23 protein-coding genes are annotated in these 26,145 nt (G+C 58.2%); 11 read left to right on the top strand and 12 right to left on the bottom strand.

Features of this window, described 5'->3' with window-relative positions; translation table 11 throughout:
* The first annotated feature begins 82 nt into the window (after positions 1 to 82).
* Complete coding sequence (locus QCD60_RS23325; RefSeq protein ID WP_279788908.1) at positions 83 to 1,417, top strand: MFS transporter; 1,335 nt, start codon at positions 83 to 85, stop codon at positions 1,415 to 1,417.
* A gap of 17 nt (positions 1,418 to 1,434) precedes the next feature.
* Here the strand turns inward: QCD60_RS23325 and QCD60_RS23320 are convergent, their stop codons facing one another.
* From QCD60_RS23320 to QCD60_RS23280, 9 genes are all read right to left on the bottom strand, one after another.
* Complete coding sequence (locus QCD60_RS23320) at positions 1,435 to 2,130, bottom strand: response regulator transcription factor (protein WP_279788904.1); 696 nt, start codon at positions 2,128 to 2,130, stop codon at positions 1,435 to 1,437.
* 30 nt (positions 2,131 to 2,160) lie between these two features.
* On the bottom strand, positions 2,161 to 4,809 hold the full coding sequence (locus QCD60_RS23315; RefSeq protein WP_279788902.1) for a sensor histidine kinase KdpD: 2,649 nt from the start codon (positions 4,807 to 4,809) through the stop codon (positions 2,161 to 2,163).
* 248 nt (positions 4,810 to 5,057) lie between these two features.
* Complete coding sequence (gene kdpC, locus QCD60_RS23310; protein WP_279788899.1) at positions 5,058 to 5,693, bottom strand: potassium-transporting ATPase subunit KdpC; 636 nt, start codon at positions 5,691 to 5,693, stop codon at positions 5,058 to 5,060.
* 18 nt (positions 5,694 to 5,711) lie between these two features.
* Positions 5,712 to 7,862 (bottom strand): potassium-transporting ATPase subunit KdpB, encoded by a 2,151-nt coding sequence (gene kdpB / locus QCD60_RS23305; RefSeq protein WP_279788897.1) that lies wholly within the window; start codon positions 7,860 to 7,862, stop codon positions 5,712 to 5,714.
* Positions 7,863 to 7,939: 77 nt separating this feature from the next.
* Positions 7,940 to 9,625: a potassium-transporting ATPase subunit KdpA gene (gene kdpA / locus QCD60_RS23300; protein WP_279788895.1), complete on the bottom strand. Its 1,686-nt coding sequence runs from the start codon at positions 9,623 to 9,625 to the stop codon at positions 7,940 to 7,942.
* A gap of 14 nt (positions 9,626 to 9,639) precedes the next feature.
* The gene (locus QCD60_RS23295; protein WP_279788892.1) at positions 9,640 to 9,729 is read right to left on the bottom strand and encodes a potassium-transporting ATPase subunit F; all 90 of its coding nucleotides are present in this window, start codon (positions 9,727 to 9,729) and stop codon (positions 9,640 to 9,642) included.
* Between the two features lie 165 nt (positions 9,730 to 9,894).
* A complete protein-coding gene (locus QCD60_RS23290) occupies positions 9,895 to 10,725 on the bottom strand; it encodes a DUF2889 domain-containing protein (RefSeq protein WP_279788890.1) in 831 nt (276 codons plus the stop codon).
* Between the two features lie 417 nt (positions 10,726 to 11,142).
* Positions 11,143 to 11,523 (bottom strand): cupin domain-containing protein, encoded by a 381-nt coding sequence (locus tag QCD60_RS23285; protein WP_279788888.1) that lies wholly within the window; start codon positions 11,521 to 11,523, stop codon positions 11,143 to 11,145.
* Positions 11,524 to 11,848: 325 nt separating this feature from the next.
* The gene (locus QCD60_RS23280) at positions 11,849 to 12,685 is read right to left on the bottom strand and encodes a helix-turn-helix domain-containing protein (RefSeq protein WP_279788886.1); all 837 of its coding nucleotides are present in this window, start codon (positions 12,683 to 12,685) and stop codon (positions 11,849 to 11,851) included.
* A gap of 297 nt (positions 12,686 to 12,982) precedes the next feature.
* On the opposite strand from QCD60_RS23280, the gene QCD60_RS23275 reads away from it, so the two are divergent.
* The 4 genes from QCD60_RS23275 to QCD60_RS23260 all read left to right on the top strand — a co-directional run bounded on the left by QCD60_RS23275 (position 12,983) and on the right by QCD60_RS23260 (position 17,803).
* Positions 12,983 to 14,122: a tyramine oxidase subunit B gene (locus QCD60_RS23275; RefSeq protein ID WP_279788884.1), complete on the top strand. Its 1,140-nt coding sequence runs from the start codon at positions 12,983 to 12,985 to the stop codon at positions 14,120 to 14,122.
* 197 nt (positions 14,123 to 14,319) lie between these two features.
* Positions 14,320 to 14,739, top strand: coding sequence for a RidA family protein (locus tag QCD60_RS23270; protein ID WP_279788882.1), 420 nt, complete (start codon positions 14,320 to 14,322; stop codon positions 14,737 to 14,739).
* 102 nt (positions 14,740 to 14,841) lie between these two features.
* Positions 14,842 to 16,134: an FAD-binding oxidoreductase gene (locus QCD60_RS23265; RefSeq protein WP_279788880.1), complete on the top strand. Its 1,293-nt coding sequence runs from the start codon at positions 14,842 to 14,844 to the stop codon at positions 16,132 to 16,134.
* A gap of 262 nt (positions 16,135 to 16,396) precedes the next feature.
* On the top strand, positions 16,397 to 17,803 hold the full coding sequence (locus QCD60_RS23260) for an APC family permease (protein ID WP_279788878.1): 1,407 nt from the start codon (positions 16,397 to 16,399) through the stop codon (positions 17,801 to 17,803).
* A 29-nt stretch (positions 17,804 to 17,832) separates the two neighbouring features.
* Here the strand turns inward: QCD60_RS23260 and QCD60_RS23255 are convergent, their stop codons facing one another.
* Positions 17,833 to 18,804, bottom strand: a complete 972-nt coding sequence (locus QCD60_RS23255; RefSeq protein WP_279788875.1) for a LysR family transcriptional regulator — start codon at positions 18,802 to 18,804, stop codon at positions 17,833 to 17,835.
* Positions 18,805 to 19,321: 517 nt separating this feature from the next.
* On the opposite strand from QCD60_RS23255, the gene QCD60_RS23250 reads away from it, so the two are divergent.
* Positions 19,322 to 20,674, top strand: a complete 1,353-nt coding sequence (locus QCD60_RS23250; RefSeq protein ID WP_279788873.1) for an aromatic acid/H+ symport family MFS transporter — start codon at positions 19,322 to 19,324, stop codon at positions 20,672 to 20,674.
* A 9-nt stretch (positions 20,675 to 20,683) separates the two neighbouring features.
* Here the strand turns inward: QCD60_RS23250 and QCD60_RS23245 are convergent, their stop codons facing one another.
* On the bottom strand, positions 20,684 to 21,559 hold the full coding sequence (locus QCD60_RS23245; RefSeq protein WP_279788871.1) for a LysR family transcriptional regulator: 876 nt from the start codon (positions 21,557 to 21,559) through the stop codon (positions 20,684 to 20,686).
* Positions 21,560 to 21,652: 93 nt separating this feature from the next.
* On the opposite strand from QCD60_RS23245, the gene QCD60_RS23240 reads away from it, so the two are divergent.
* From QCD60_RS23240 to QCD60_RS23220, 5 genes are all read left to right on the top strand, one after another.
* Positions 21,653 to 22,156 (top strand): lactoylglutathione lyase family protein, encoded by a 504-nt coding sequence (locus QCD60_RS23240; protein ID WP_279791056.1) that lies wholly within the window; start codon positions 21,653 to 21,655, stop codon positions 22,154 to 22,156.
* Between the two features lie 112 nt (positions 22,157 to 22,268).
* Complete coding sequence (locus QCD60_RS23235) at positions 22,269 to 22,883, top strand: DUF1442 domain-containing protein (protein WP_279788869.1); 615 nt, start codon at positions 22,269 to 22,271, stop codon at positions 22,881 to 22,883.
* Positions 22,883 to 23,656, top strand: a complete 774-nt coding sequence (locus QCD60_RS23230) for an alpha/beta hydrolase-fold protein (protein WP_279788867.1) — start codon at positions 22,883 to 22,885, stop codon at positions 23,654 to 23,656. Before QCD60_RS23235 ends, QCD60_RS23230 begins: the two co-directional genes overlap by 1 nt.
* Positions 23,657 to 23,823: 167 nt before the next feature.
* Positions 23,824 to 24,165, top strand: a complete 342-nt coding sequence (locus QCD60_RS23225; RefSeq protein WP_279788865.1) for an FKBP-type peptidyl-prolyl cis-trans isomerase — start codon at positions 23,824 to 23,826, stop codon at positions 24,163 to 24,165.
* A gap of 56 nt (positions 24,166 to 24,221) precedes the next feature.
* Positions 24,222 to 24,731, top strand: a complete 510-nt coding sequence (locus QCD60_RS23220) for a thioredoxin family protein (protein ID WP_279788862.1) — start codon at positions 24,222 to 24,224, stop codon at positions 24,729 to 24,731.
* Between the two features lie 306 nt (positions 24,732 to 25,037).
* Here QCD60_RS23220 and QCD60_RS23215 read toward each other — a convergent pair whose 3' ends face one another.
* Positions 25,038 to 26,087, bottom strand: a complete 1,050-nt coding sequence (locus tag QCD60_RS23215; RefSeq protein WP_279788860.1) for a TRAP transporter substrate-binding protein — start codon at positions 26,085 to 26,087, stop codon at positions 25,038 to 25,040.
* Positions 26,088 to 26,145 lie beyond the last annotated feature (58 nt).

Raw genomic sequence — 26,145 nt, 5'->3', positions numbered from 1 at the left:
AAATGAATATTCCTGCGGAAGACCCATGCAAGAAAATACCAGATAGTATCCTTACCTGTGATAGCAGTGGGGAGACGATATAATGAAAAATACACCTGTGCATATCATTTCCGAAAGTCCAATGAGCCCATATCAATGGGTCGTAATTGGTCTGTGCATATTGATCAATATGCTGGACGGTTTCGATGTACTGGTTATGGCCTTTACGGCCGCCGCTGTTTCCAGCCAGTGGTCCCTGACGGCGGTGCAGCTCGGCTATCTGCTGAGTGCCGGTCTGGTGGGGATGGCACTGGGCTCACTGTTTATCGCCCCGTGGGCAGATCGCCTCGGCCGTCGCCCGATCATTCTGCTCTGTGTTGCCATCGCCGGTATCGGCATGCTGCTGTCGTCCTTCGCGCCAAATCCGGTTCTGCTTGGGTGCCTGCGACTGCTGACCGGGCTGGGTATTGGCGGCATTCTCGCCAGCAGTTATGTCATTGCCGGGGAGTACGCCAACAAGCGCTGGCGCGGTCTGGCGATCAGTCTGCAGTCGACGGCCTATGCATTGGGAGCAACGCTGGGAGGATTCGCCGCGGCGAAGATCATTCCCGATCTTGGCTGGCCATCGGTGTTTTTCTACGGCGGCGTAATCACGTTACTGTTGTTGCCGCTGCTGATGTTGCTTCTGCCGGAGTCACTGGATTATCTGGCCCACAGTGACGCTGACAACGCACTTGAACGTATCAACACGATTCTCAGACGACTGGGGAGGGAGGTACTAACCGCGAAACCTGAGCCGGAGAAGACTACAGGTGACAATCGCAACATGCTGGCACAGCTGTTCGGTACAAAGTTACGCAGCACCACGCTGCTGATCTGGCTGACCTTCTTTCTGGTGATGTTCGGCTTCTATTTCGTGATGAGCTGGACGCCAAAACTGCTGACTTCCGCAGGGCTGTCGGCGTCACAGGGCATCACGGGGGGGGTGCTGCTGAACCTCGGTGGAATTGTTGGTACCACCCTGATCGGGCTGTTGTCTTCCAGAGTGGCGTTACCCAGACTGCTTGTGGTCTATCTGCTGGCCAATGCACTGGCACTGACCCTGTTTGTGTCTTCCACTTCATCCCTGTCACTGGCGTATTCCCTCGCGCTGCTGATCGGTATTCTGGTTAACGGCAGCATTGCCGGGGTCTATGCCCTGACCCCCAGCCTCTACAGCACCCGGCAGCGGGTGACCGCACTGGGTTGGGCAATTGGCGTGGGCCGGGCAGGAGCGATACTGTCGCCAATTGCGGCTGGCTATCTGCTGGATCATGCCTGGCAGGCAGCAGGTCTGTACCGGTTATTTGCGCTGGTGTTTGTTTTCGCTGCCCTAGCCATTGCCATACTGGCAGGTATGCGTAGCCGCTACCGACAGGCTGAACTGGCATCGGGTTAACGAAGGATTGACTGTGTTCATAAGCCTGAACACAGCCGATAACCCACTCCCTGCTCAGTCCGGATATAACGGGGCTGGGCCGGGTCATCGCCCAGTTTCTGCCGCAGGCGGCCCACCAGAATACGCAGATAGTGGCTGTCATCACGGTGGACCTTGCCCCACAGTTGCTCCAGCAGAAACTGCTGGGTGACGACCTGATCAAGGTGCCGTGCCAGCAGCGTCAGCATGGCGTACTCCTTGCGGGACAGGTGCAGCTCTTCTCCCGCCAGCGTGATGCGGCGGTGGACGAAATCCAGCAGCAACTCACCAATGGCCACCTGTTGTACATCCTGCACGGCGTCGGCTTGCGGACGGTTACGCAGCAGCACCCGTACCCGTGCCATAAACTCCTGAATGCCGAAAGGTTTGGTGACGTAGTCATGGGCGCCCGCATCCAGCGCCTGCACCTTGTCGTCCTCCCGCGAGCGGACAGACAGCACCAGCACCGGCGTCTGGCTCCATTCTCGCAGCCGCTTCAGCACCTCGGTGCCGTCCATGTCCGGCAGGCCGAGATCCAGCACGATCAGGGCCGGATTACCCAGCGCAGCCTGACGAATACCTTCACTGCCGTTCTCTGCACTCAGAACCTCATAGCCTTCTGACTGCAGGGCAATCCTGAGAAAACGGATGATCTGTGGCTCGTCATCGATGATCAGAACGCGGTTGTTATTCATGACAGGGTACGGTGTCCGGCAGGGTTAACATCAGTCGTCATCTTCGGGGAGTGGCGGCTGATTTTCCAGCGGCAAGTGGATGGACATGGTGGTGCCGCGCTGGTCCGGCCCCGGCAGGGCAACCACCTTGCCACCATGAGCGCCCACCATACCCTGACAGATGGCCAGCCCGAGCCCGGTGCCGCCACCCTGACGGTCACCTTTCTGCACGGAATAGAACATATCGAATACCAGCTCGCGGTCTTCGGCGCTGATGCCCGGCCCCTGATCACTGATCTGCAACACCAGCTCGGTGTGCTGCATGGCAGCGCTGATCAGAATTTCGCCATGATCGGGCGAGAAGCGGGCAGCGTTTTCCAGAATATTGATGATGGCCTGTTCGATCAGCGCCGCGTGCACATACAGCAGGGGTACGTCACGGCTGATTTGCAGTCTGACCCGACAGTGGCTGAGTACCGAATGCAGGCGCTGCAGGGCCGAGGCGATGATGTCATCAAGGCTGACCCAGTCACGCTCCAGTTTCATGCGGCCATAACCCAGTCGGGTCATGTCGAGCAGATTCTGGATGTAGCGGTTAAGCCGTTCGGCTTCCTGCAATGTCGTTTCCAGCAGGCTGTGGCGATCATCCTGGCTCAGTCTGTCTTCATAATGAATCAGGCTGGAAACGGCGCCGATCATGCTGGCCAGCGGCGTCCGCAGGTCGTGTGAAACGGATGAGAGCAGGGCTGATTTGAGCTGTTCGGTTTCCCCCTGAATCCGGGCACTTTCCAGATCTTCATTGAGACGCGCCCGTTCCAGTGCCAGCACCAGCTGGCGGATCAGCGTTGCCAGCTGACTTTTGCGCTCCGGCTGCCAGGGCGGCGACTGAATACCCAGCAGTGCCAGTACACCGCGCTCGGAAACCAGTGGCATCCAGCACCAGTGGCTGCTGTTCAGGGTATCGGTACCTGCACCAGCGGGTAAGCCGCGTTGCCACGACCAGCGCGCAGTGGCCCATTCCCGCTCTTCGAGGAGGGGGGTATCTGCATCGCCCAGCAGCTGCAGCTGCTCTTCCGAGCGACCGCGTACCACCACGACCGGGCCATTCAGCCATTCACTGATAAAACGACGGCCACACAGCAGAATGCTTTTCTCATCGGCGGCCGTCATTAGCTGACGGCTGAGGCTGAACAGGGTATCGGTGGTGGCCTGGGCATAGCGCTGCGCCTGAATCTGTTCGCGCAGGCGTACAGTCAGGCTGCCGATCACTGACGACAGGATCAGAAAAAAGCTGACGGTCAGAATGTCTTCACGGTGGAACATCATCAGGGTGTAGCGCGGCTCGGTAAAAAAGAAGTTGAAGCCGATAAAACCCAGCAGGGCGCTGAACAGGGCAGGGCCGACACTGGTGCGCAGTGACGCCATCAGCACACCGACCAGTAGCACCATGAGGATATTGGTGATGCCGAGCACATGATCAATGGCGATGGCGGTAGAGAAGGCCAGCAGCATGATGACGCTGGCCTGCACATACTCGGACACCCTGCCACGCAGGCGCCACGGGCGAGACGGATGCGGCTGCTCGGCCCCGGCCAGAAAGGTCAGGGTGAACTGCTGGCCATGTTTGAGCAGCCGCCGTGAGGTATAAGGCACCAGCTTGCGCCAGCCACGACGGGGGCGATGCCGGCCCAGCAGAATATCGCTGACGTGCTGACGCTCAGCACAGGCCATCAGCTCTGCCGCGACATCGCGGCCCTGCAGGCGCAGGCACTGGGCACCCAGCTCTTCTGCCAGCAGGAATGACTGCCGCAGGCGCTGCTGGCCCTGTTCATCAAGGCTGCGGCCACGATCAACATGTACCACCAGCCACGGCATCTGGCGCAGTTCAGCACGCTGTTTGCCAAAGCGGATCAGCCGCTCGGCATCGGTGTCGGCATCAATGCACACCATCAGCCGTGGCTGCACTTCCTGCTCAGAGCGCAGCCCCTGCGCCTGCAGATTCTGTTTGAACTCGGTATCGACATGTGCCGCCACGGTGCGTAGCGACAGTTCGCGTAATGCGGTGAGGTTGGGCAGGCTGAAGAAGGCTTCTATGGCGGCCCGGGCCTGTTCCGGCAGATAGACCTTGCCTGCCTTGAGGCGGCCAATCAGCTCTCGCGGCGGCAGGTCGACAAGAATGATCTCACTGGCCTGTTCCAGCAGCCGGTCGGGTACGGTTTCTCTGACCCGCACGCCGGTGATGCCTGCCACCGTGTCATTAAGGCTGGCGATATGCTGGATATTGACCGTGGTGTACACATCAATCCCTGCAGCCAGCAGCTCTTCGACATCCTGAAAACGCTTGCGATGGCGGCCACTGCCAACATTGCTATGCGCCAGTTCGTCGATCAGCACCAGCGGAGGGCGTCGTTGCAGCAGGCCGTCCAGATCCAGTTCCTGCAGATGGATACCCTGATAGTCCTCTACCCTGAGAGGGTGCAGCGGCAGTTGTCTGGCCAGACGGGCGGTGTCTTCGCGGCCGTGGGTTTCCACTATGCCGGTCACGACGCCGATGCCTTCGGCCTGTTTCTGCAGGGCCGCGTTGAGCATGGCGTAGGTTTTCCCCACTCCCGGTGCTGCACCGAGAAACACCGTCAGTTTGCCGGGTTGTTCGTGCTTGAGCTGTGCCAGCAGGGCATCGGCTCTGTCATCCTGGTTCAACGTCGTTACTCACCTTGGATTGGCGTATGGGTATGGCATGGCTTCCCCCCGGTTAAGCAAAGCACCGAGGGAGTCTGTTCAGTGCTCGGGAGCAGGCCAGCAAGCTGTCACGCAAACGGCAATTTTTCAGTGCACTCGAACAAGTCCCTCTCCCCTCGTGGGAGAGGGATTTAGGGAGAGGGGACGCCGACTATCCTGCTAACTCAGATACTGCCATGGAACTAACGTCACTCGCCCCGAATGTCTCATCAACGGGCGGAAAGCACCTTATCCAGCGCCATATTCAGCTGCAGCACATTGACTATCGGTTCCTCTCGCCCAGCGCGTTGTGCCAGCTGCTGCACCAGCGCTTCCACATCGGTAACCGGCACCTGCCGCGCCGCTGCCACCAGCGGCGCCTGATACAGCGCGGTGCTGAGATCAATCTCCGGGTCCAGACCGCTGGCAGAAGCATACACCAGTTGTGATGGCACCGGCCGATCAGGGCGCTGCTGGTGCCAGTAGGCATAACGTTGCCTGATCTCCGCCACCAGCGCCGGGTTGCTTTGCGCCAGATTACTGGCTGCACCATTTTTGTAATCGGAGGCAGAAGGTCTGCCGTGAAAGTAGCCCGCTGCGCTGAACTGCTGCCCCAGCAGCGCTGAGCCGCGCAGCTGGTGCTGGCTGTCGAACAGCAGGCTGCCATTGCTCTGCCAGGGGAATAATAGCTGGCCGATGCCTGTCATCAGTAACGGATAGGCCAATCCGCAGACCACTGTAGCCAGCAGCCACAAAGCAAAGGCGGTTTTGATGGCACTTTGCCAGCGGCTGCCGTGCTCGATGGTTGTCTGCCCAGCGACTGATTCAGGGGTGGGGTTCTGTTCACAGGGAGTATGTATCGTCATGGTGTTTTCCTCCGGCCTTCAAACCCAGCCAAGGGCGACCAGTAGCAGGTCGATCAGCTTGATACCGATAAAGGGGGCAATCAGCCCGCCCACACCGAAGATCAGCAGGTTACGCCGCAACAGCTGTTGTGCCGACTGGGCTTCGGCGTTTACACCGCGCAGCGCCAGCGGAATCAGCGCCGGAATGATCAGCGCGTTGAAGATGATGGCAGAGAGAATGGCGCTGTCTGAGGAGTGCAGGTGCATCAGATTGAGACTGGCCAGCTGCGGATAGAAGCCGGTAAACAGGGCAGGCAGGATGGCGAAATACTTGGCCACGTCGTTGGCGATGGAAAAGGTCGTCAGGGCGCCACGGGTGACCAGCAGTTGCTTGCCGACCCGCACCACATCCAGCAGTTTGGTCGGGTCAGAATCCATATCCACCAGATTGCCTGCTTCCCGCGCGGCCTGCGTGCCGTCATTCATGGCCAGACCGACGTCCGCCTGAGCCAGCGCCGGAGCATCATTGGCACCGTCACCGCACATGGCCACCAGCCGGCCTTCACTCTGTTCCTGACGGATACGCGCCAGCTTTCTCTCAGGCGTGGCTTCTGCCATGTAGTCATCGACGCCCGCTTCGGCGGCAATAGCGGCGGCGGTCAGCGGGTTGTCACCGGTGATCATCACGGTACGGATGCCCAGCTGACGTAATTGCGCAAAACGTTCACGGATGCCGGGTTTGATCACGTCTTTCAGGTGGATAGCGCCGAGCAGCTGCCGGCCTTCGGTGACCAGCAGCGGTGTGCCGCCCGTGCGGCTGATCTGATCCACCTGATCGCGCAGTAACGCAGGTATGGCCTGACCTTTGATCGCGGTGCCCTGGCTGTCAGCCGCAAGCCAGTTCAGGACGGCATCTACTGCCCCTTTCTGCCATTCCTGACGCTCCCCCAAAACAGGATGACGCCAGGCGCCGGACAGGCGGGTTTCGGCAGTGAAGGCGATGGTGTTGAGGTCAGCGCTATCCTGCATGACGTCGCCATACACGGCGGCGAAGTGCTGCTGCACATAGTGGCGGATGGATTTCCCCTCCGGCGTGTCGTCGCCCAGCGAGGCATAGAGTGCGGCGCGAGCCAGTTGCTGCTGGCTGACGCCCTGTGCCGGTAGCAGGTTGTCAGCCATACGGTTGCCAAAGGTGATGGTGCCGGTCTTATCCAGCAGCAGGGTCTGCACATCGCCTGCGGCTTCTACCGCCCGGCCTGATTTGGCCACCACATTGAGGCGCAGCATGCGGTCCATCCCGGCGATACCAATGGCTGACAGCAGACCACCGATAGTGGTGGGGATCAGCGTCACCAGCAGGGCAATCAGCGCCAGCATCGGCAGTGTGCCGCCGGAGTAGCTGGCAAAGGCGGGCAGAGTGAGCACCACCCAGAGGAAAATCAGGGTCAGGCCGGTCAGCAGAATACTCAGTGCCAGCTCATTGGGTGTTTTCTGGCGGCTGGCGCCTTCTACCAGTGCAATCATGCGATCCAGCGTCGACTCACCGGGGTTGGCACTGACGCGGATGACCAGCCAGTCGGACACTACGCGGGTATTGCCCGTCACTGCCGAGCGATCACCGCCTGATTCGCGGATAACCGCCGCCGATTCCCCGGTAATGGCCGCTTCATTGACGGCAGCGACTCCTCGTATTACTTCACCGTCGGCAGGGATCAGCTCGCCAGCCATGATCCGGACCAGATCGCCTTTGCGCAGCAGGGCAGCATTAACGCTCTGGCCGACAGTATCGTCGCTGTCTTGCACCTTGCGTGCCTGCAGATTCTGCATCCCGGCTTTTAGGCTGTCTGCCCGCGCCTTGCCACGGCCTTCCGCCAGCGCTTCAGCGAGACTGGCAAACAGCAGGGTGGCCCATAACCAGCCGATGATCTGCCACGCAGTGCTGACTGACATGGCCGCCGCACCGCCGGATGCCCCGAGCGTCTGTGGCGACAGCAGTGTCAGTACGGTGGCGAAGACCGCGCCGATTTCCACTACAAACAATACCGGCTGGCGCACCATATGGCGTGGGCTCAGGCGTTGCACTGCCTGCCAGATAATCTGTAACCAGTACGATGCCGTGTGCTCCGTGCTGGTGCTGGCAGTAACGCCTGGGTCAGTCGCAGCGGCGGGCGCTTTGGTTGACGCATTCATGCTGTGTTCCTCTCAGGAATGAATGGGCACGTGACAAGGGTGAACGCGTGCCCGTGTGTTCAGTCAGAAGCGGGTGATCAGGGAAGTGACAACGCCTCTGCCACCGGCCCCATCATCAGTACCGGGAAGAAGTTGAGGGCACCCAGCAGGCACAATGACAGGGTCAGCAGGGCGATAAACAGTGGGCCGTGAGTGGGCAGTTCGGCGGTACTGGCGGCACGTGGCGCTTTGCTGGCCAGTGAACCGGCAATGGCCAGCACCGGGATAATGACGCCGTAACGGCCAATCAGCATGGCCAGCCCCAGTAACACGTTTTGCAGCGGCTGCCCCGCGGCAAAACCGGCGAAGGCCGAACCGTTGTTGCCGGTAGCAGAGGCATAGGCATACAACCACTGGCTCAGGCCGTGCGGGCCGGGGTTGCTGGTGACGGCCTGCGGGTCGCCCAGCAACGCCGTCAGGCTGCCCAGCACCAGAATCCCCAGGGGCATGGTCAGCAGGGCAACCAGCGCCCACTGGATTTCCCGCGCTTCAATTTTCTTACCCAGATAGGCAGGCGTGCGGCCAATCATCAGGCCCGACAGAAACACGGCCAGCAGCACAAACAGCAGCATGCCGTACATCCCGGCACCGACGCCGCCGAAGATCACCTCACCCAGCAGAATATTGACCAGTGGCACCAGCCCGCCCCAGGCGCTGAGGCTGTCGTGCATGGCATTGACCGAGCCATTGGAGGCGGCACTGGTCATGGCGGTCCAGAGTGCAGAGAGATCAATGCCGAACCGGCTTTCCTTGCCTTCCCAGTTGAGGCTATCGCTGAGTTGCAGTGATGCCAGCAGCGGGCTGAGACGACCTTCCGACCAGAGCAGTACGCCAAGGCCGAGCAGCAACAGCGTACTCATGGTGATAAACAGCGCCACCGCCTGACGGCGATCCCTGACGTAGTGACCAAAGGCAAACACAAACCCGGCCGGGATCAGCAGAATGGCCGCGCATTGCAGCAGATTGCTGAGCAGGGTGGGGTTCTCGAAGGGGTGGGCAGAGTTGACGCCAAAGAAGCCACCACCGTTGGTGCCCAGTTGTTTGATGGCAATCTGCGAGGCAGCCGGACCACCGGGAATCCACTGCTGACCGCCATCGAGCGTGCTGGCACTCAGGTAGGCATTGAAGTTCTGCGGCACGCCCTGCCAGATCAGCACCAGTGCCAGCAGCAACGACAGCGGCAGCAGCAGGTACACCACGCCCCGATACAGGTCACGACCAAAGTGGCCGACGCGGTGACTGGAGCGGCGCGCGACCCCGCGGAACAGGGCGATAGCCACGGCCATGCCAGTGGCCGCACTGACAAAGTTCTGCACGCACAGGCCGAGCATCTGGCTCAGATAGCTCAGGCTGTCTTCTCCGCTGTAAGCCTGCCAGTTGGTATTGCTGACAAAGCTGACGGCGGTATTGAAGGCCAGATCAGCACTTAACCCCGGCAGATGCTGCGGATTGAGCGGCAGATGGCCCTGTGCCAGTAACAGCGTAAACAGCAGGACGAAGCACAGCAGATTGAACACCAGCAGATAGAGCAGGTAGCTGCGCCAGTTCTGTTGCTCCGACCAGTCAAGCAAGTGCGCCAGACGCTGCTCGACAATGTCTGCACGGTGGTGTTCGTAAACACGGTGAATCCAGCGGCCAAGTAATGGTGCAGGCAGCAAGGCCAGCGCCAGTATCAACAGCACACCGGCCGTTGAGGTGAGGGAAAGAAAGGCTGGGGTGGTCATGATCATGCCTCTGCTCAGAACTGTTCAGGACGAAACAGGGCGTACAGCAGATAAGCACTGATGGCGACACCAGACAGCGTTGCCAGACCTTGCAGGATGGTCATTGCACTACTCCTGTGATGGGAAGGAATGGGAGTAGTGTGCGGATTTGCGGCGTAAAAATTCGATGTCGATCTGCAGGCCAGACCGTAAAAAAAACATAAAAAAGACGGGTTCACCCGTGGCGCAGGACCGTTTGCCCCGCGCCACGGAGGGGAGAGCGAACCTGCTTATTTGTGCCGGATAGGGGGCCGGAGATGTGCCAGCAAGGCTTCGGGGGCTGCAGCAAAATCGCGGGTGCTGCCCTGACAGCGGGCCGCCTCTTCGCGGTGCTCCGGCTGCAGGGAAAAGCAGTCTTCGCTCAGGCGCATATCGGCCAGAGTCGGGTAACTATCCAGATCGAACTGACGCCCGGTCGCGACGATAATGGCGCGTCGCAGGATAAAAGCGTGCTCGGCTTCATCGATGGGCAGGGTTTCAGTCCACTGGCGAAAACCCTGTTCGGTGGAGTAGCCCGCAGCGGTGGCGGGGGAGGTAATCCATTCGCCGTCGATCTGCCAGTCCATGATGCACTGGCCATCCATCAGCAGCCGGGCACGGCCTTCGCCCAGCGCAATCACTTCGCGCAGTTTGGCGTAAGCCGGGCGTGGCCGGTCGCTGACGATGGCTTCATAGCGACGGTGATCGGCTGGCAGATGAGCAAAGGCTGATGCCAGCCCGGCCAGATCAAAAAGATGCACACACTGGTAGCGCCGTTTCAGGTACTTGCCGACATCGGTCGCCCGTGACACCAGTGGCTGGCCGATCAGCTCCCTGAGCTTTTCAGTCGCACCGCTGCAGGTGGTCCAGGGCACCCGAACAGCGGTGGCCTGCACGTCGGTGACGATGCCGTCCTGATGATGGACACTGACCCCGAAATGATGGAAGTCATCTTCCAGCCAGGCGGTGGTTTCGTTGTGGTTGATGTTACGCAGGTCAATCAGTCGATGCAGGCTGGCGCTTGTGCCTGAGTGATCGTCTGCGTGGTGTTTTCCTGTTACGCCTTTGTTATTGGTCGTCACGTCCACTCCTCAAAACCTGTTCCATAGCATGTTCACATGTATCTGCCGGGTCAGATGCCACTTGCTGGTCAAATGCCGCTGCCGGGTCGCCGTATGGTCTTGGTGAGTGGAAAGTATTGCCTGTCCGTTGTGGGCTGTCTGACGCCTGTCTCGCAACGGATCGTTGTTGCGCGGTGGACGCAATGTTACATAGCCGCCGCAGGACGCTGACACAGAGGACGAAATAAGGAGCGGATATGTGGCAAGGGCCATCAATCCGGTCGCTGGCAGGGTAGTCACGGGGCTCAGAATAGTCGGTCTGCTGCCGGGTTGGCGGGGGAGAATGTGGCTGAGGGCGCCGAACGCAGAGTGGTGGGGCACTCTGCGACGGACTGTTGCAGATCAGTTGCTGGCGCGGTTCTGAATCTGTTCAGGTGCTCAGTTCACCACCACCCACAGCTTGCGCACGGTTTCGATGGTTTTCCAGACGCCGACAAAGCCGGGCTTGAGGACAAAGGTATCGCCCGCCTGCAGACGTACAGGCTCACCGCCATCTTCGGTGATCTCCACCACGCCGGACAGAATGGTGCAGTATTCCCACACTTCGCCCTTGATCGAGCGGGTCGTGCCGGGGGTGGCTTCCCATACGCCGGTGCTGACTTTGCCGTCTTTGGCGCTGTCCACGTTCCAGGTTTTGAATTGTGGTGATCCTTCAATCAGGCGTTCAGGCAGCGGGCCACTTTCCCTGGCGGTACCGAGATTATCCAGAGCAAAGACTTTGAACAGCGCGGGTTTAACCTGAGTGCTGGTATCAGACATGGGTGATTTCCTGTAGGCAACGTGAGGGTTGGATAGCAGGATTTTACGCAGGTCGGCTGGCAGTAAAGGCTGATCGCAGGGAGGCGGCTGTGGCTTTACGTCAAAAATGCAGATCGAACAGCATTTTCTGCGGCAAGCAAAATGCAGCAGTGTCTCTGAGTGGATGGTCGCTGCCACGCAGGTCGCAACGCTCCGCTCGAAAGGGACAGGTTAAAAAAATTAACTAGTGAACTATATAGGGGCGCAGAAATACTAAGGCGCACCAATGTGATGCGCTTTGACGTTTTATACGAAAGGTGGTTTTTGCTGAAGATGACTGCTGGTTTCAGCAGCAACGAATCCGGTCCAGATAGGTCTGCTGTTTGACCAGATTCTGATAGTCGAGTGGTGTGGCATTCACCAGCTTCTTGAACTCCCGCAGGAAGTGCGACTGATCACTGAAACCCAGATCACAGGCCAGCTCGGAAAAGGCCACCTTGTTATGGCGGCTGTGATTGATTTCGTAGACGGCAGACTGGCCACGAATCATGCGACTGAAGGCCTTGGGTGAAAGACCCAGATCATCCTGAAACTGGCGCTGCACTGTGCGGCTGGTAAAGCCGGTGACCTCTTCCAGATCACGCATCTGCAGATTACCTTTTTGCTGCAGGATCGTGCGGACGGCCAGCGATGTCACCGCAGACTGCTTGCGAGTGCTTCTTTTCGCCACAAACTCCTTCAGCAGTGTTACCTGCCGGGCAAAATCCTGCTCACTGACAATCTGCTCGAACAGGCTGTGCGCGCCGGGCACGGCATCCAGAAAATTGAGTTTCTGGTCAATCATTTCTGCCGCCGATGCCTTGACGAAATCAGGGACCAGGCCGGGGGCATAGCGCACCCCAAAGTAGCGGTGCTTATGGATAAAGCGGGCGCTGGTTGCTTCCACCGCCGTGCCACAGACAACCGCATTGGGCGCGCTCGGGTCGCAGTCAAAGACGATATCCACGCAGCCGTCGGGGATCGCCATGGTCATACCGTGAGTATGATCGGCCTCAAAACTGTAGTAGTGGGAAATCATCGGGTCATCAGAGGCAAACAGCGAAAAATACTCAGCCGCACTCATCACAAACCAGGGTTGTTTGGAGTGTATACCCGCCACGCGATAAACCACGGATGATGTCATGGTGCTAATCCGACCTGTCCCGTTTTCCGGTATTTAATGTGTTAACTACGCAAAAAAAGTGCCATGTACAAATACCGGTTGCGATTTAGGCAGAACAGCCTGTGCAGCCGGCTTTTCATGTCGCAAATATTCAATACGGCTGCAACCGTCACCGCTAGCATCAAAAAATACCCGCCTTCCTGAGAATTCACTGGCGAAATAAAAATCGGCCCGAAATAACGACACTCAGTCCGGATTAATGTGCGGTGAATTAACCAATATGCCCTTTGTTGCGGGTGATGCTTTATAGGTGAAGCCATGTCAGAAAATACAAAAATCGATTTTATTTACCTGTCAGAGCAGGACATGATCAAAGCAGGGGTGACCGATATGCCCAAATGCGTCGACACCATGGAAGAAATGTTTGCGCTGCTGTACAAGGGCGATTACCGCATGGCTGGCCCCAACAGCGACTCCCACGGGGCGATGATTACCTTCCCTGAACAGTCACCCTTTGCCACCATGCCCAAACCCACCGCTGATCGCCGGCTGATGGCCATGCCGGCCTATCTGGGCGGGGATTTCCAGACCTGTGGTGTGAAGTGGTATGGCTCCAACATCGCCAACCGTGACAAGGGGCTGCCGCGCTCGATCCTGATGTTCACCCTGAGCGACGTCGATACCGGCGCACCCATGGCCTACATGTCTGCCAACCTGCTGTCGGCTTACCGTACCGGCGCGATTCCCGGTGTAGGTGCCCGCCATCTGGCACGTAAAGATGCGAAAGTCATCGGCTTGCTTGGCCCGGGCGTCATGGGCAAAACTTCGGTATCTGCTTTTATGGCGGCCTGTCCGCTGATTGATACCATCAAGATCAAGGGCCGTGGCCGCAGAAGTCTGGAAGACTTCCTTACATGGGTGAATGAAACCTTCCCGCAGATCACCACCGTCGAAGTAGTGGATTCCATCGAAGACGTGGTGCGTGGTTCCGACATCATCACCTACTGCAACTCCGGTGAAACCGGTGATCCCTCTACCTATCCGCTGGTCAAGCGGGAATGGGTCAAGCCCGGCGCATTTCTGGCGATGCCTGCCTCCTGCCGTATGGATGACGAAATGGAAGGGCCGGATGTGCGCAAAGTGCTCGATAACACCGGCCTCTATCAGGCCTGGTACGAAGAAGTGCCCAAACCGGCCCACAACTGCATTCCGCTGGTTGGGGTGCGCTTCATGGACATGATCGCCGAGGGCAAGCTGACGCTGGATGATCTGGAAGACATCGGCAAGATCGTTGCCGGTGAGGCGCCCGGGCGCCGCAATGATGAGGAAATCATCATCATGTCCGTCGGCGGCATGCCAGTGGAGGATGTGGCCTGGGCTACCAGGATTTATCGCAACGCGCTGGCCAATAACATCGGTGTGAAACTCAATCTGTGGGATGTGCCGGTATTGCGCTGAGTACAGGCTGATAACGGCTGCCCGTTTGAATAAGCGCTGAATTAACAAGCACTGCATGAATAAGTACTGCATGAATAAGTACTGAATTAAAAAAAAGTGCTTGTTTGCCCGGATAAATGCGTTCTGAGCGATATTGGCTATTTCGATTGGCAGCAGATGGCTGGCTGAATTGTTTTTGAATATGAGTGACAAATAACATGACAAAGATTGTGAAAGTTAAAACCGGCTCCAAATTCGAGGAAATGGGCAGTTATTCCCGGCTGGTGGCCGTTGATAACTGGATTTATGTCTCCAACACCGCCGGTCGTAATCCACTGACCAAAGAAATTCCCGACGATGTCATCGCCCAGACCGAGCAGGTGTTTGCCAATATCGAAAGCGCGCTGGCGGCTGTCGATGCCTCGCTGGCCGATGTGGTGTTCTCCCGCGTGTTCATTCAGGACCCGCAGCACGTGCAGGCGGTGATGGACTTTATCGGCAACAAATTCCGCGGCATCGACCCCGCTACCACCGTGACCTGCCCACCGCTGGGCTCTACCGTCTACAAGGTGGAGCTGGAGGTCACCGCTTACCGTGGTGCCGCCGGGGCGGACGTCGAACGTATCCAGATCGGCTAATAACCCTAGCCGGGCTTCTGGCCAGCTTTTCAACGGCCTGCCCGGCAAACGCGGGTCTGGCAAAAACCCTCGCTGGGCGAAACAGGTTGCAGGAATGGTGTTATGACAAAGGCACTTGAGGCGGTAAAGACGCAGGATCAGCTACCGGCATCGACGGAAGTGGTGATCATTGGTGGCGGTATTGTTGGCGTGACAGCAGCGCTGGTGCTGGCGGAGCGCAATATTCCCGTGGTGTTGCTGGAAAAGGGCCATATCGCTGGCGAGCAGTCCTCCAGAAACCTGGGCTGGATTCGCAAAACCAGCCGTCATGCCCATGACGTGCCGCTGGCCATGGCCGCAGACCGGCTATGGGCTGACATGCCTGCCCGTATTGGCCGGCAGGTGGGTTATCAGCAGGCGGGCATCATGTTTCTGGCCCGTTCTGAACAACAGATGGCGATGTATGACGGCTGGCTGAAGTCAGTCGACGGGCTGGATCTGGATTCAACACTGCTCAGCCCGGAGGAAATCGACCAGCGTGTTCCCGGTGGCAGAGGTAACTGGCTGGGTGGCATCTATACCGCCTCCGATGGCCGTGCCGAACCTGCGCTGGCGACCAGCGCGATGGCGGCAGCGGCAGTTGAAAAGGGCGCGGTGCTGGTGCAGCACTGTGCTGTACGCACCCTGTCGACGACGGCGGGCAGGGTCAGCGGCGTGGTGACGGAACGTGGCGAGATTCGCTGCAATCAGGTGCTGCTGGCAGGGGGCGCATGGTCACGGCGTTTTCTCGGGAACCTCGGTGTGGCGCTACCAACCTTGCCACTGATCTGCTCAGTTCTGCGCACCAGCCCCATGCAGGGGCCGACCGATATCGCCGTGGGCGCACCGGATTTCTCCTTCCGCAAGCATAAGGATGGCGGCTTCATCATTACCCAGCGCGGTGCGCTGGATGCGCCCATCTGCCTTGATCACCTGCTGATAGGCTGGCGCTATCTGGAGCAGCTCAAGGCCCAGCGCAGTTTTCTGCGGGTGAAGCTGGGGCGCCATTTCTTCCGCGATCTGGCGCTGGCCCGTAGCTGGCGCTCAGGCAGCGTCACCCCGTTCGAGCAGGTGCGGACCATGGATCCGCAGTTCAACCCCGGTCTGAATCAGGAAGCGCTGGATAACCTGCGTCGGGCCTGGCCGGTATTTGAGCAGGCACAGGTGGAAGAAGCCTGGGCGGGGCTTATTGACGTCACACCGGACTCCAACCCCGTCATAGACCGGATTGAAGCTATCCCGGGGCTGACCATTGCCACCGGCTTCTCCGGTCATGGTTTTGGCACCGGCCCCGCGGCAGGGCAGCTGGCGGCCGATCTGGTGACGCAATCCACACCGCTGATCGACCCGACACCCTATCGGTTCGGCCGGCTGTAGTTCATCTGTAATGCAATATCCCTGTTCCATGCGACGAGACTGAGGCTCAGATCCTGTTCAGGATCTTAAGCACAACACAGCAGGGCATGGACAGAGTACCCGAGCGCATTCGTGGTTGAGTGAATGCGTTGCGGGCAGGGGAAAAGCATCAGGGAGACAGAAATGACTGGCCATCAGTCTGCATCTCCGGACGCTTTTTACCCTGATGTGGTCGACATGCTGCAGTTCGTGAAAACGTATATAAATCCACGAGGGCAAAGCAATGAGCAATATAAGTGACGCGAGGGGCCTGACATCGGCTGGACTGGCAGCCGCCTCTGACACCCGCAGCAAACTGCGATTACCCACCATGATGGCCATCTGTATCGGGCTGGTCATCGTGCAGGGAGCCATGATTTCGGCCATACAGGGCGTCGGCATCGGCGGTATGGCCTTCGTGGCGGCCATGGTGACAGCGCTGATCATTGCGCAGTTCAATGCCATGACCTTTTCCGAGTTGTCCCTGATGTTCCCGCAGGAGGGTACGCTGGCGACCTACACGCAAAAAGCCATTGGCCACTTTCCGGCTATCGTGTCGGTCTTCGCCGGCTATGTGGTGGTGGCCGTACTGGCTGTACCGGTCGAGCTGTTTCTGGTGGATGCCATGCTGGAGAAACTGCTCCCCGGCGTGCTGCCTGAAAAGGCCTTGCCACTGCTGATTCTGGCCATCTTTACCCTGACCAATCTGGTCGGTGCGGATGTGTTTGCCCGGGTACAGAACGTGCTTGCCTTCGTTCTGGTCAGTGCGCTGGTGATTGTCGGTGCGGTGGCGATTACCGGCATGGCGGAGCCTCATCCGCAGCTGGCAGGACCGACGGTGGACTGGGGTTTTGACGGCGTGCTGAACGGCAGCTTCCTCGGTCTGGTGACACTGGCCATGTGGACCATGGTCGGGGTGGAGTTTATCTGCCCGCTGATCAACGAAGTACGCAATCCCGAGACCAACATTCCGCGTGCCATGCGCCTGTCCCTGTTCGCCATCTTCCTGATTTTTCTGGCCTTTATCTTTGGTGCCAGCCTTTATCTGAACGTCGGTTCCATGCTGGAGTCACCGATTCCCTATCTGGATTACGTGCAGGCGGTATTCGGCAAATCCGGGCTGATGATTGCCACCATCATGGGGCTGGCGGCGACCTGCAGCACCATCAATACCGTACTGGCCTCGGTGCCACGCATGCTGCACGGTATGGCCATGCAGGGTCAGGCTTTCCCGCAGCTGAAAGCCATCAACCGCTTCAGGGCTCCCTGGATCGGGATTGTCATGCTGGCCGTGCTGAGCAGCCTGCCGTATCTGCTGCTGGATATGGATTCACTGGTGGTGCTGGTGATTGCCGCGACCACCAGCTGGTTGCTGGCTTACGTGATTGCCCACGTCAATGTGATCGTGCTGCGCAAACGCCTGCCTGGCTATCACCGCCCGTACCGCACGCCGTTTTATCCTCTGCCGCAGGTGATCGGTATCGTCGCCATGATCTATGTGATGCTGCACAACTCACCGTCACCGGAGATGACTACCGAGGTGTACAGCATTACCGGCGGAATCCTGCTGGTGATCAGCATCATCGCAGCACTATGGGTGCGCCTGTATATGAAGCGCGGGCTGTTTGAGCCGGATGCCGTTGAAGGCTAAGGCGCAAGAATGCAGGGCCGTCGGGGCGATTATTCTGACGGCTCTGGCCGGATGGTGCTGGTCGGCGCTACTGCCTCCTGATCAGCAGACAGGCCCGGCAAACCTTCCATCACGATTTCACTGCGTGTCTTCAGGTACGCATACAAGGCCCGCACCACAGGTGAAAGCTGCTTGCGGTGCGGGCACACCAGATTGAAGGGCACACTGCGCCCACTCCATTCCGGCAACAGCAGCTGCAAGCGGCCCTGACGCACGTCAGAGGCCACATCCATCCACGATTTATAGGCAATGCCTTCTCCCTCTACGGCCCAGCGGCGGACCACATCCGCGTCGTCGCAAATGAGTCCGCCGCGTGCCGTCACCTGCTGACTTTCGTTGCCCCGGCTGAACAGCCACTGATCAAACAACCGTCCGTGAATCATGTACAGCAAGCCATTGTGCTGAGGAATATCCGCCGGGCTCAGCAACGGCGGATGGCTGGCAATATAGCCGGGCGACGCCACCAGTACGGCGCGATTATCTGCCGCCAGCGGCATGGCGATATAGCTGGCGTCGTCGCTGCCGCCATAACGCAGGGCGACGTCGACCGGATCACGAAAAACATCGGTGACCTGATCAGACAGCTGCAGACGCAGGTTGACTCTGGGGTGTTCACGACGAAAGGCAGTGAGCCAGGGCAGTATGACATTACGGCCAAGATCAGACGGGGCCGCAATCTGGATGGTGCCCTGCAGCTCCTGTTCGCCCTGTTGCAGTTGTTCATGGCCGAGCTGGAGGGTACGGAGCACATCGCGGGCGTAGGGCAGGTATTGTTCACCTTCCGCTGTCAGACGCAGGCTGCGGGTGGAGCGGGCAAACAGGCGCACATTGAGGTCACGCTCCAGCCGCTTGATGGCCGCACTGACCTGCGCCGGCAGCAGGTTGGCCTCGCGGGCCGCATTGGAAAAGCTGCCCAGCACGGCGGAACGCACAAAGAGCGTCAGGTCTTCCAGCCGGATCATTTGCACTCCAGTAAAGCAGATCAAGGTGTAGGAGCGTGAAGACTGGCTCAATTGCCCGCCTGCAGGCAAGCATTTGTTCTCTCTAAGTGTAAATAACAGAAGTGGCATTCAGCGGCGCAGGAAAACATACCTGCAGAGTATGTCTGCTTACTTATTTGATATTTGTTGCGATCCGGATGCTCCGGTAGCGTGATCAAACGTGCACAAAAGTTGTACGAACCGTGCAGGGTAGGGGACGTTATCAGAACCTGCATCGTTGATCCCTGAGCGATCGTCACAAGATCGTGAACACCTTCTTACCGGAGCAGGAGACCACTGACTGACCAATCCAAACTGACCTTCCTTTTTGCCAGGCAGCATCGTGTGCCGGGCTCGCTTCTCTTCCGGACAAAACCATGCCGCGCTATGCCGTGATAGCTGCAGGGGCACACTTTTGTCTGAAAAGAGCCGCGGTTTGACATGCTGCACCCCGTTTCTCATGCAAACGAATACAAAAATAACGACAGGGTTGAACGCAATGAAGAATCATGAAGTGAACGGCATTATCGACAATGCCAGCTTTACCCCCTTCCATTGGAAAGTGTTGTTCTGGTGCACGCTGATCATCATCTTTGATGGCTATGATCTGGTGATCTACGGCGTGGTGTTACCCATTCTGATGAAACAATGGCAGTTAAGTCCGCAGATCGCCGGCTTGCTGGGCAGCAGTGCGCTGTTTGGCATGATGTTCGGTGCCATGGGGTTCGGCATGCTGTCGGACCGGATCGGCCGCAAAAAAGTCATTCTTGTCTGTCTGACGCTGTTCAGCGTCACCACCGCTATCAACGGTTTTGCGACCACCCCCATGCAGTTCGGTGTACTGCGTTTTATCGCCGGGCTGGGCATCGGCGGGGTGATGCCGAATGTGGTCTCGCTGATGAGCGAATACTCGCCAAAACGCAGCCGCAGCACGCTGGTGGCGCTGATGTTCAGCGGTTATGCCGTTGGCGGCATGCTGTCGGCCGGGCTGGGGATCTGGATTGTGCCCACCTATGGCTGGCAGGTGATGTTCTTCCTCGCCATTGTGCCGATGCTGGCAGTGCCGCTGATTATCCGTTCGCTGCCTGATTCAGTGGGCTTCCTGCTGGCACAGGGCAAAACCGACACGGTGCGCACGGTGATGCGACAGGTGGCGCCGCAGCTGACAATTCAGGATCAGGACAGTTTCAGTGTGACGGCATCGCCATCACGCAAAGCGGCGATGGCCGAGCTGTTCAGTCAGGGCAGGGCGATGAGCACCGCGATGTTCTGGCTGGCGTTCTTCTGCTGTCTGCTGATGGTCTATGCCCTCGGCTCCTGGCTGCCCAAGCTGATGTCGCTGGCGGGCTATCCTTTGAGTTCCAGCCTGATGTTCCTGATGATTCTGAACGTGGGGGCCATCGTCGGTGCTATCGGGGGCGGCTGGCTGTCTGATCGTTTTTCCCTGAAATCAGTGCTGGTGACGTTCTTCCTGTTTGGCTCCATCGCACTGGTCCTGCTCGGCTATAAAAATCCCATGTGGGTGCTGTACACCCTAGTGGCGATTGCCGGGGCGACCACCATTGGTTCGCAGATCATTCTGTATGCTTATGTGGCGCAATATTATCCCGCTCATGTGCGCTCTACCGGGTTGGGTTGGGCATCGGGTATCGGTCGTAACGGCGCCATACTCGGGCCGATTATCGGCGGCGCCCTGCTGGCGATGGAGTTGCCGCATCAGGTGAACTTCCTGTCACTGGCGATTCCCGGTGCAATAGCCACACTGGCGGTATCGCTGATCGGTATGGGTGCCAGAGCACCTGCGGTACGTCAGGCCGACGAGGCCAGCACCGCAGCTGAAGCCGCTAACTGATTAACGGCGTTATCGGGCATACAGGGTATGCTGCAAACTGTCGATCACATACCGGGCCCGGTTCGACAGTGGCCATTCGGCACGATGAATCAGCCACAGGGTGTCCACCACCTGTGGCTGACAGTCGATCACCTGAATCTCCTCCTGGCGGGCAAACGCCTGCCGGGCATACTGGGGTAACACCGTGAACCCCAGCCCACGAGCGACCGGCTCCAGAATAAGACTGATCTGATTGATAAAACCGTGGCTGGGAATGGCGCGCACACCGGGGCTACCGGGAAAGCAGCGGCTCAGCAGCCGGGTAGCCATGGCCTGACCGTCCGGGTGATCGATAAAGCCGATGCTGGCAAGATCTTCCCAGCTGTGGACCTGCGCCCCGGCAGGTGTCACCAGCTCCAGAGCTTCTTCAGCAAACACACTGGCCGTCAGGCGCGGGTCATCGGGCTTGAGTGTCAGCAGGCCCAGTTCATAGCGATTCTCCAGCACCGCATTCAGCACCTCACTGTCAGGTGCAAAGCGGTGGCGAATAGCCAGACGCGGATTTTCCTGCTGCAGCGCTAGCAGCAGCGGGTAGAGTGACAGGCCGATGCTGCCGGGGCTGATCAGCGACAGTTCCCCGCAGTGAATATCTGCCTCGGTCAGCCGCAGCTTCAGGCGCTTGTCGGCACGATCCACCTCTTCGCAGTATTCGAGCAGGGCGATGCCCGCCGGTGTCAGTTCGATCTGCCGTGTCCGCCGTATCAGCAGTGGCCCGTAAATAGTCTCCAGCTGGCGAATATGCTGGCTCACCGCTGCCTGAGTCAGATCCAGACGTTCAGCCGTACGGGTGAAGTTGCGCAGCTTCGCCAGTGTCGCAAAGGACTTCAGCCATTGGGGATTGATCATAATAATCTATTATCAAATCGATAAGGATTGGGTGGTTTTCATTATAGTAATGCCTCTTTAGGCTTGTCATATCTGTAATGAGAACCAGCCATGATGAGCACTTCGACCTATCCCCGCAGTTTTTCCCATATCGGACTGTCCGTTACTGACCTCGACGCCGCGGTAAAGTTCTATACCGAGGTCATGGGCTGGTATCTGATCATGCCGCCCACCACCATCAGTGAAGATGACAGCGCCATTGGCGTGATGTGTACCGACGTCTTTGGTGCCGGCTGGGGCTCCTTCCGTATTGCTCACCTGTCCACCGGGGATCGTATCGGCGTGGAAATATTTGAATTCCGCAACGCCGAGAAACCGGAAAACAACTTTGAATACTGGAAAACCGGGGTTTTCCACTTCTGCGTGCAAGACCCGGATGTAGAAGGGCTGGCGGCAAAAGTGGTGGCTGCCGGTGGCAGGCAGCGGATGCCCGTCCGCGAATACTTCCCCGGCGAGAAGCCCTATCGCATGGTTTATATGGAAGACCCCTTCGGCAACATTCTGGAGATTTACAGCCATAGCTACGAGCTGACCTATTCCGCTGGTGCTTATCAGTAAAGAGGTTGTGCAGGCTGAAGCCTTATTCGTCACCTTACAGAGCGTAGGGAATCACCGCAGGTTACATGGCATACCGCAGGTTACATGGCATTGTTCATGACAGAGGCTTGATATGGACAGCAGAATACAGAACGTACTGGATCAGTATCATCAGCGTATGGACGAAGAGCGTCGTCAGGGCAGGGTGGAAGCACCCGGTGGCCGCGATGGGGGTCAGGATATGCGGATGCGTGCGGTCGGGCCGCAGACCGGTCAGCTGCTCAATATTCTGGCACGCAGTCTGGAAGCACCGACGATTCTTGAGCTGGGCACGTCGTTCGGCTATTCCGGCATCTGGCTGGCAGAGGCAGCACGGGCTACTGGTGGCAAACTCATCACCATGGAAAAGCACGACTACAAATCCGCCCATGCCAGAGCCATGGCTGAACAGGCGGGGCTGGCAGACTATATCGATTTCCGTGTCGGCGATGCGGTAGCGATGATTGCCACGCTGGATGTAAAGGTCGACTTCATCCTGGTGGATTTGTGGAAGGAGCTGTATGTCCCCTGTCTTGAAGCCTTCTTCCCTAAACTGAACCCCGGCGCCATCGTCGTGGCAGACAACATGATTCGCCCCGGCAATGAGTTCGTGCAGAGCTATGGTCGGGCGATTCGGGCCAAAGAAGGGGTGACCAGTGTATTGCTGCCGGTAGGAACAGGTATCGAGGTCAGTCGATATCAGCCCTGATGACCATTCCTGTGCACGACCTGTCTGTTCGTTCGCCTGTGATAGCAGCATCCGGGCTTCCCGCTGCTGTTGAGACCTTCATACTGCGGCTGCCGCCCGCGCTGGCGGCGGCTCAGCCAGATGCCGTGAGGGTTCGGGTGGCGGTACCCGCGGCGATACTGACATCCAGCGAGCCTGTTCCGGTACGCTTCTGGCTGCAGGACGGCACCAGTGATCCTCTGACAGATGCCATGGTTGCTGAGCTGAGCAGCCATACCGAGCAGGCACCCTCCATCGTGGTGGTGACTGATCCGTTGCCTGTCAGCTGGTATATGGATTCTCATCAGGGAGAACGGGCACTGGAGCGCTTTGTTCTCGAACTCCTGCTGCCTCATATCCGGCAACGCTTCGGCGTAACGCCAGGCGGGCAGGGCTGCAGTATCGAGGGCATACACCTGAGCGCTTACGGCGCACTGTATCTGGGGCTCAAATATCCGCACCTCTTTGGTCGCATTACTGCCATTCAGCCGGTGATGATGGCTGCCAGTACCGAAGTACCGATGGAACGCATCACCCCCTGGGTGTGGATGCGACGCCATCAGCAGCAGTTACAGCACTCCTGTATCACGCTGGTGATCAGTCAGCGCAACAATGCCTTCAATCAGGCCATTACTGCCTGTCATCAGGATTTGCTGCGTGCTCAGATTCCCCATCACTTTGTCCAGTTCGCAATGGAGCGGCCCTCAGAACCCGCGGCCAGCACCTCCCATCTCCTGCTCGATTCGGCCATATAGCCCTGCCTTCGGCGCAACCGCAGGCGTGCCGCTTGCGCTCGCCTGCCTGATAAGCCGCCTCCCTTTCTTCCGGTCAGCAAAAGCGGGTAATTGACGTCAGTTTGGCTATAATGCCGCCTTTCTGATCCGTACCAACACGCTCAGACACAGGCTGACAAGACCGAGTTATGCAAGACGAACTGAAAATTGATGATCTGGTAGTAGGTGAGGGCAAGGCCATCAAGCGTGGCGCGCTGATCAAGGCGCATTACCGCGGCTGGCTGGACGACGGTACCGAGTTTGATTCCTCCCACAAGCGCGGTGAGCCGTTCCAGTGTGTGCTGAGTACCAACAAGGTGATTCAGGGCTGGGTACTGGGCATGCTCGGTATGAAAGAAGGCGGCAAACGCCAGCTGTGGGTACCTGCCTATCTGGGCTACGGTGAGCGCGCCATTGGCAATATCATCCCCGCCAACGCCAATCTGAACTTTGAAATCGAACTGCTGGAAGTCATGAATCGTGATGACTGAACGGTTTTGTCAGCGTGCTGCAAACCGTTGATCCGCTCCAATACAGGATGAGCCCCATGGCAACTTTCCAACAACTCTTCGATATCGGTCAGGACTTCGCCAGCTTTGTACGTGGTGGGCTTGCCAGCGAGCAGGCGGCTGTGGATGCACTGGTCAGCAAGGTGGGACAGCCCGGCACGATCTCTGCCGCAACCCTGCAGCGCATTGATGCACTGACAGGCCGTTATCATCTGCTGATTGCAGGTGAAATGTGGTGCCCGGACTGCCACGTCAACATCACGGCTCTGCAGTATCTGTGCAAGGCGCAGCCCAGAGTCAGCTTATCCATCATCACCAAAGGCCGTGCCGAGGATGATCTGAAGAAACGTCTCGGCCTTGAGAAAGTATCCATTCCACTGGTGATGGTGCTGAACGAGCAGTTTGAGCCACTGGGGCTGTTTATTGAGCAACCCCGTGTAGTGGTCGAGCAGTGGTCGGAGCAGACGAAGGCTGACTATCGTCAGGGACACTATATGGAAGCCACGCTCAATGAGGTGCTGGCGTTAATGGCTGCGGGCGAAAAGTAGTCTGACCTCAGCAATCGTCAGGCCGTCGCAATGGCCACCGGGAGAGGGCATGACTCTCCCACACTCCCTTTCCCCGTGAAGCACAGCCGTCTGGCTGGCGGCATTCGTCAGCTGCCGCGATTCCCCGCAGCGAGGTGGAGGCGCACTTCGTGCTGCCTGCAGAGGTTGTGCTGTCTTTTCCGCTGAAGGCGGAAGTTCAATAGCAGGCCGTTTACCTGAAGGCGCTGTGAACGCCGGAGGGGGCTGATAAAACAAAACAGCCCGCGACTGATGAAACCGCGGGCTGTTTTTTTAAGTGCTGCCTGATCAGTTAGTCTGCTGTTTAGCTTCTTCAATGGCAGCGAACAGCTGTTTCACCAGATCTTCACCCAGCTCTTTTGCCTGAGCGTCGACGACTACCTTGGCCTTGGCGCGCATCTTGTCCAGCTCAGCAGGAGGAACGTCGTTCACCTGCATGTGCTGCTTGAGGAAGGCCAGTGATTCGGCAGCCTGTTCGCGGCTCAGCTTGCGCTCGTAATCGCGTGAGGCAACGGCCGCCTGCTTAACAATGGCTTTTTCATCATCACTCAGCTTGTCCCAGAAGCTTTTGCTGATCAGCATGACCCAGGGGCTGTAAACGTGGTGGGTCAGGCTCATGTACTTCTGTACTTCATAGAACTTGCTGGACTGAATGGTGGTGTAGGGGTTTTCCTGACCATCCACGGCACCGGTTTCCAGAGCGGTGAACAGCTCGGAGAAGGCCATCGGAATCGCATTGGCGCCCATGCTGTTGAACAGGTCCAGATACATGGGGTTCTGCATGACACGCAGTTTTACGCCATCCATATCAGACATTTTTTCGATGGGACGCTTGGAGTTGGTCAGATCACGGAAACCGTTTTCCCAGTAGACCAGACCTACCAGACCCTGTGACTGCAGGCCATCCAGCAGCTCCTGACCGACTTTACCGTCATACACCTTGTCAGCGACTTCAGCCTTGTCGAACAGGAAGGGCAGGTCCCAGATGCCAAAGCGCTTGTCGATACCGACCAGTGATGAGGTGGCGCCCATCATCATTTCCTGCGCACCGCCGATCAGCGCGTTCTGCATCTGCATTTCGTTACCCAGTGAGGCGTTGGCGAAGCCTTTGACCTTGAACTTGCCATCGGACAGCCGCTTCATTTCTTCAATGAAGTACTTCACTGACTCGCCCTGCTTGCTGTCTTCACTCAGGCCATAGCCGAAACGGATCAGGCGGTTGTTGATGTCAGCAGCAAAGGAGCTGACCGCACCCAGACTCAGCGTGACGCCCAGTACGGCAGCAGTCAGAGATTTCAGTACCTTTCTGGAGGTAGTAGCGGAGGTAGTTGTTTTCATTATTTTGCTTCCTTCGGGTTAAAACAGGTGTGTCATGGACACGGGAGTGTGCGGGGTA

Source organism: Pokkaliibacter sp. MBI-7, assembly GCF_029846635.1.
Lineage (GTDB): Bacteria > Pseudomonadota > Gammaproteobacteria > Pseudomonadales > Balneatricaceae > Pokkaliibacter.
This window is presented reverse-complemented; position numbering and strand designations above follow the sequence as displayed.

What these genes read in the sequence shown, in the direction of transcription:
- QCD60_RS23245 (WP_279788871.1), bottom strand. Translation starts at nt 21,559, where the DNA reads ATGATCAATCCCCAATGGCTGAAGTCCTTTGCGACACTGGCGAAGCTG.
- kdpC (WP_279788899.1), bottom strand. Translation starts at nt 5,693, where the DNA reads ATGACGATACATACTCCCTGTGAACAGAACCCCACCCCTGAATCAGTC.
- kdpB (WP_279788897.1), bottom strand. Translation starts at nt 7,862, where the DNA reads ATGAATGCGTCAACCAAAGCGCCCGCCGCTGCGACTGACCCAGGCGTT.
- QCD60_RS23215 (WP_279788860.1), bottom strand. Translation starts at nt 26,087, where the DNA reads ATGAAAACAACTACCTCCGCTACTACCTCCAGAAAGGTACTGAAATCT.
- QCD60_RS23235 (WP_279788869.1), top strand. Translation starts at nt 22,269, where the DNA reads ATGGACAGCAGAATACAGAACGTACTGGATCAGTATCATCAGCGTATG.
- QCD60_RS23325 (WP_279788908.1), top strand. Translation starts at nt 83, where the DNA reads ATGAAAAATACACCTGTGCATATCATTTCCGAAAGTCCAATGAGCCCA.
- QCD60_RS23275 (WP_279788884.1), top strand. Translation starts at nt 12,983, where the DNA reads ATGTCAGAAAATACAAAAATCGATTTTATTTACCTGTCAGAGCAGGAC.
- QCD60_RS23270 (WP_279788882.1), top strand. Translation starts at nt 14,320, where the DNA reads ATGACAAAGATTGTGAAAGTTAAAACCGGCTCCAAATTCGAGGAAATG.
- QCD60_RS23265 (WP_279788880.1), top strand. Translation starts at nt 14,842, where the DNA reads ATGACAAAGGCACTTGAGGCGGTAAAGACGCAGGATCAGCTACCGGCA.
- QCD60_RS23295 (WP_279788892.1), bottom strand. Translation starts at nt 9,729, where the DNA reads ATGACCATCCTGCAAGGTCTGGCAACGCTGTCTGGTGTCGCCATCAGT.
- kdpA (WP_279788895.1), bottom strand. Translation starts at nt 9,625, where the DNA reads ATGACCACCCCAGCCTTTCTTTCCCTCACCTCAACGGCCGGTGTGCTG.
- QCD60_RS23255 (WP_279788875.1), bottom strand. Translation starts at nt 18,804, where the DNA reads ATGATCCGGCTGGAAGACCTGACGCTCTTTGTGCGTTCCGCCGTGCTG.
- QCD60_RS23260 (WP_279788878.1), top strand. Translation starts at nt 16,397, where the DNA reads ATGAGCAATATAAGTGACGCGAGGGGCCTGACATCGGCTGGACTGGCA.
- QCD60_RS23250 (WP_279788873.1), top strand. Translation starts at nt 19,322, where the DNA reads ATGAAGAATCATGAAGTGAACGGCATTATCGACAATGCCAGCTTTACC.
- QCD60_RS23230 (WP_279788867.1), top strand. Translation starts at nt 22,883, where the DNA reads ATGACCATTCCTGTGCACGACCTGTCTGTTCGTTCGCCTGTGATAGCA.
- QCD60_RS23220 (WP_279788862.1), top strand. Translation starts at nt 24,222, where the DNA reads ATGGCAACTTTCCAACAACTCTTCGATATCGGTCAGGACTTCGCCAGC.
- QCD60_RS23240 (WP_279791056.1), top strand. Translation starts at nt 21,653, where the DNA reads ATGAGCACTTCGACCTATCCCCGCAGTTTTTCCCATATCGGACTGTCC.
- QCD60_RS23280 (WP_279788886.1), bottom strand. Translation starts at nt 12,685, where the DNA reads ATGACATCATCCGTGGTTTATCGCGTGGCGGGTATACACTCCAAACAA.
- QCD60_RS23225 (WP_279788865.1), top strand. Translation starts at nt 23,824, where the DNA reads ATGCAAGACGAACTGAAAATTGATGATCTGGTAGTAGGTGAGGGCAAG.
- QCD60_RS23320 (WP_279788904.1), bottom strand. Translation starts at nt 2,130, where the DNA reads ATGAATAACAACCGCGTTCTGATCATCGATGACGAGCCACAGATCATC.
- QCD60_RS23285 (WP_279788888.1), bottom strand. Translation starts at nt 11,523, where the DNA reads ATGTCTGATACCAGCACTCAGGTTAAACCCGCGCTGTTCAAAGTCTTT.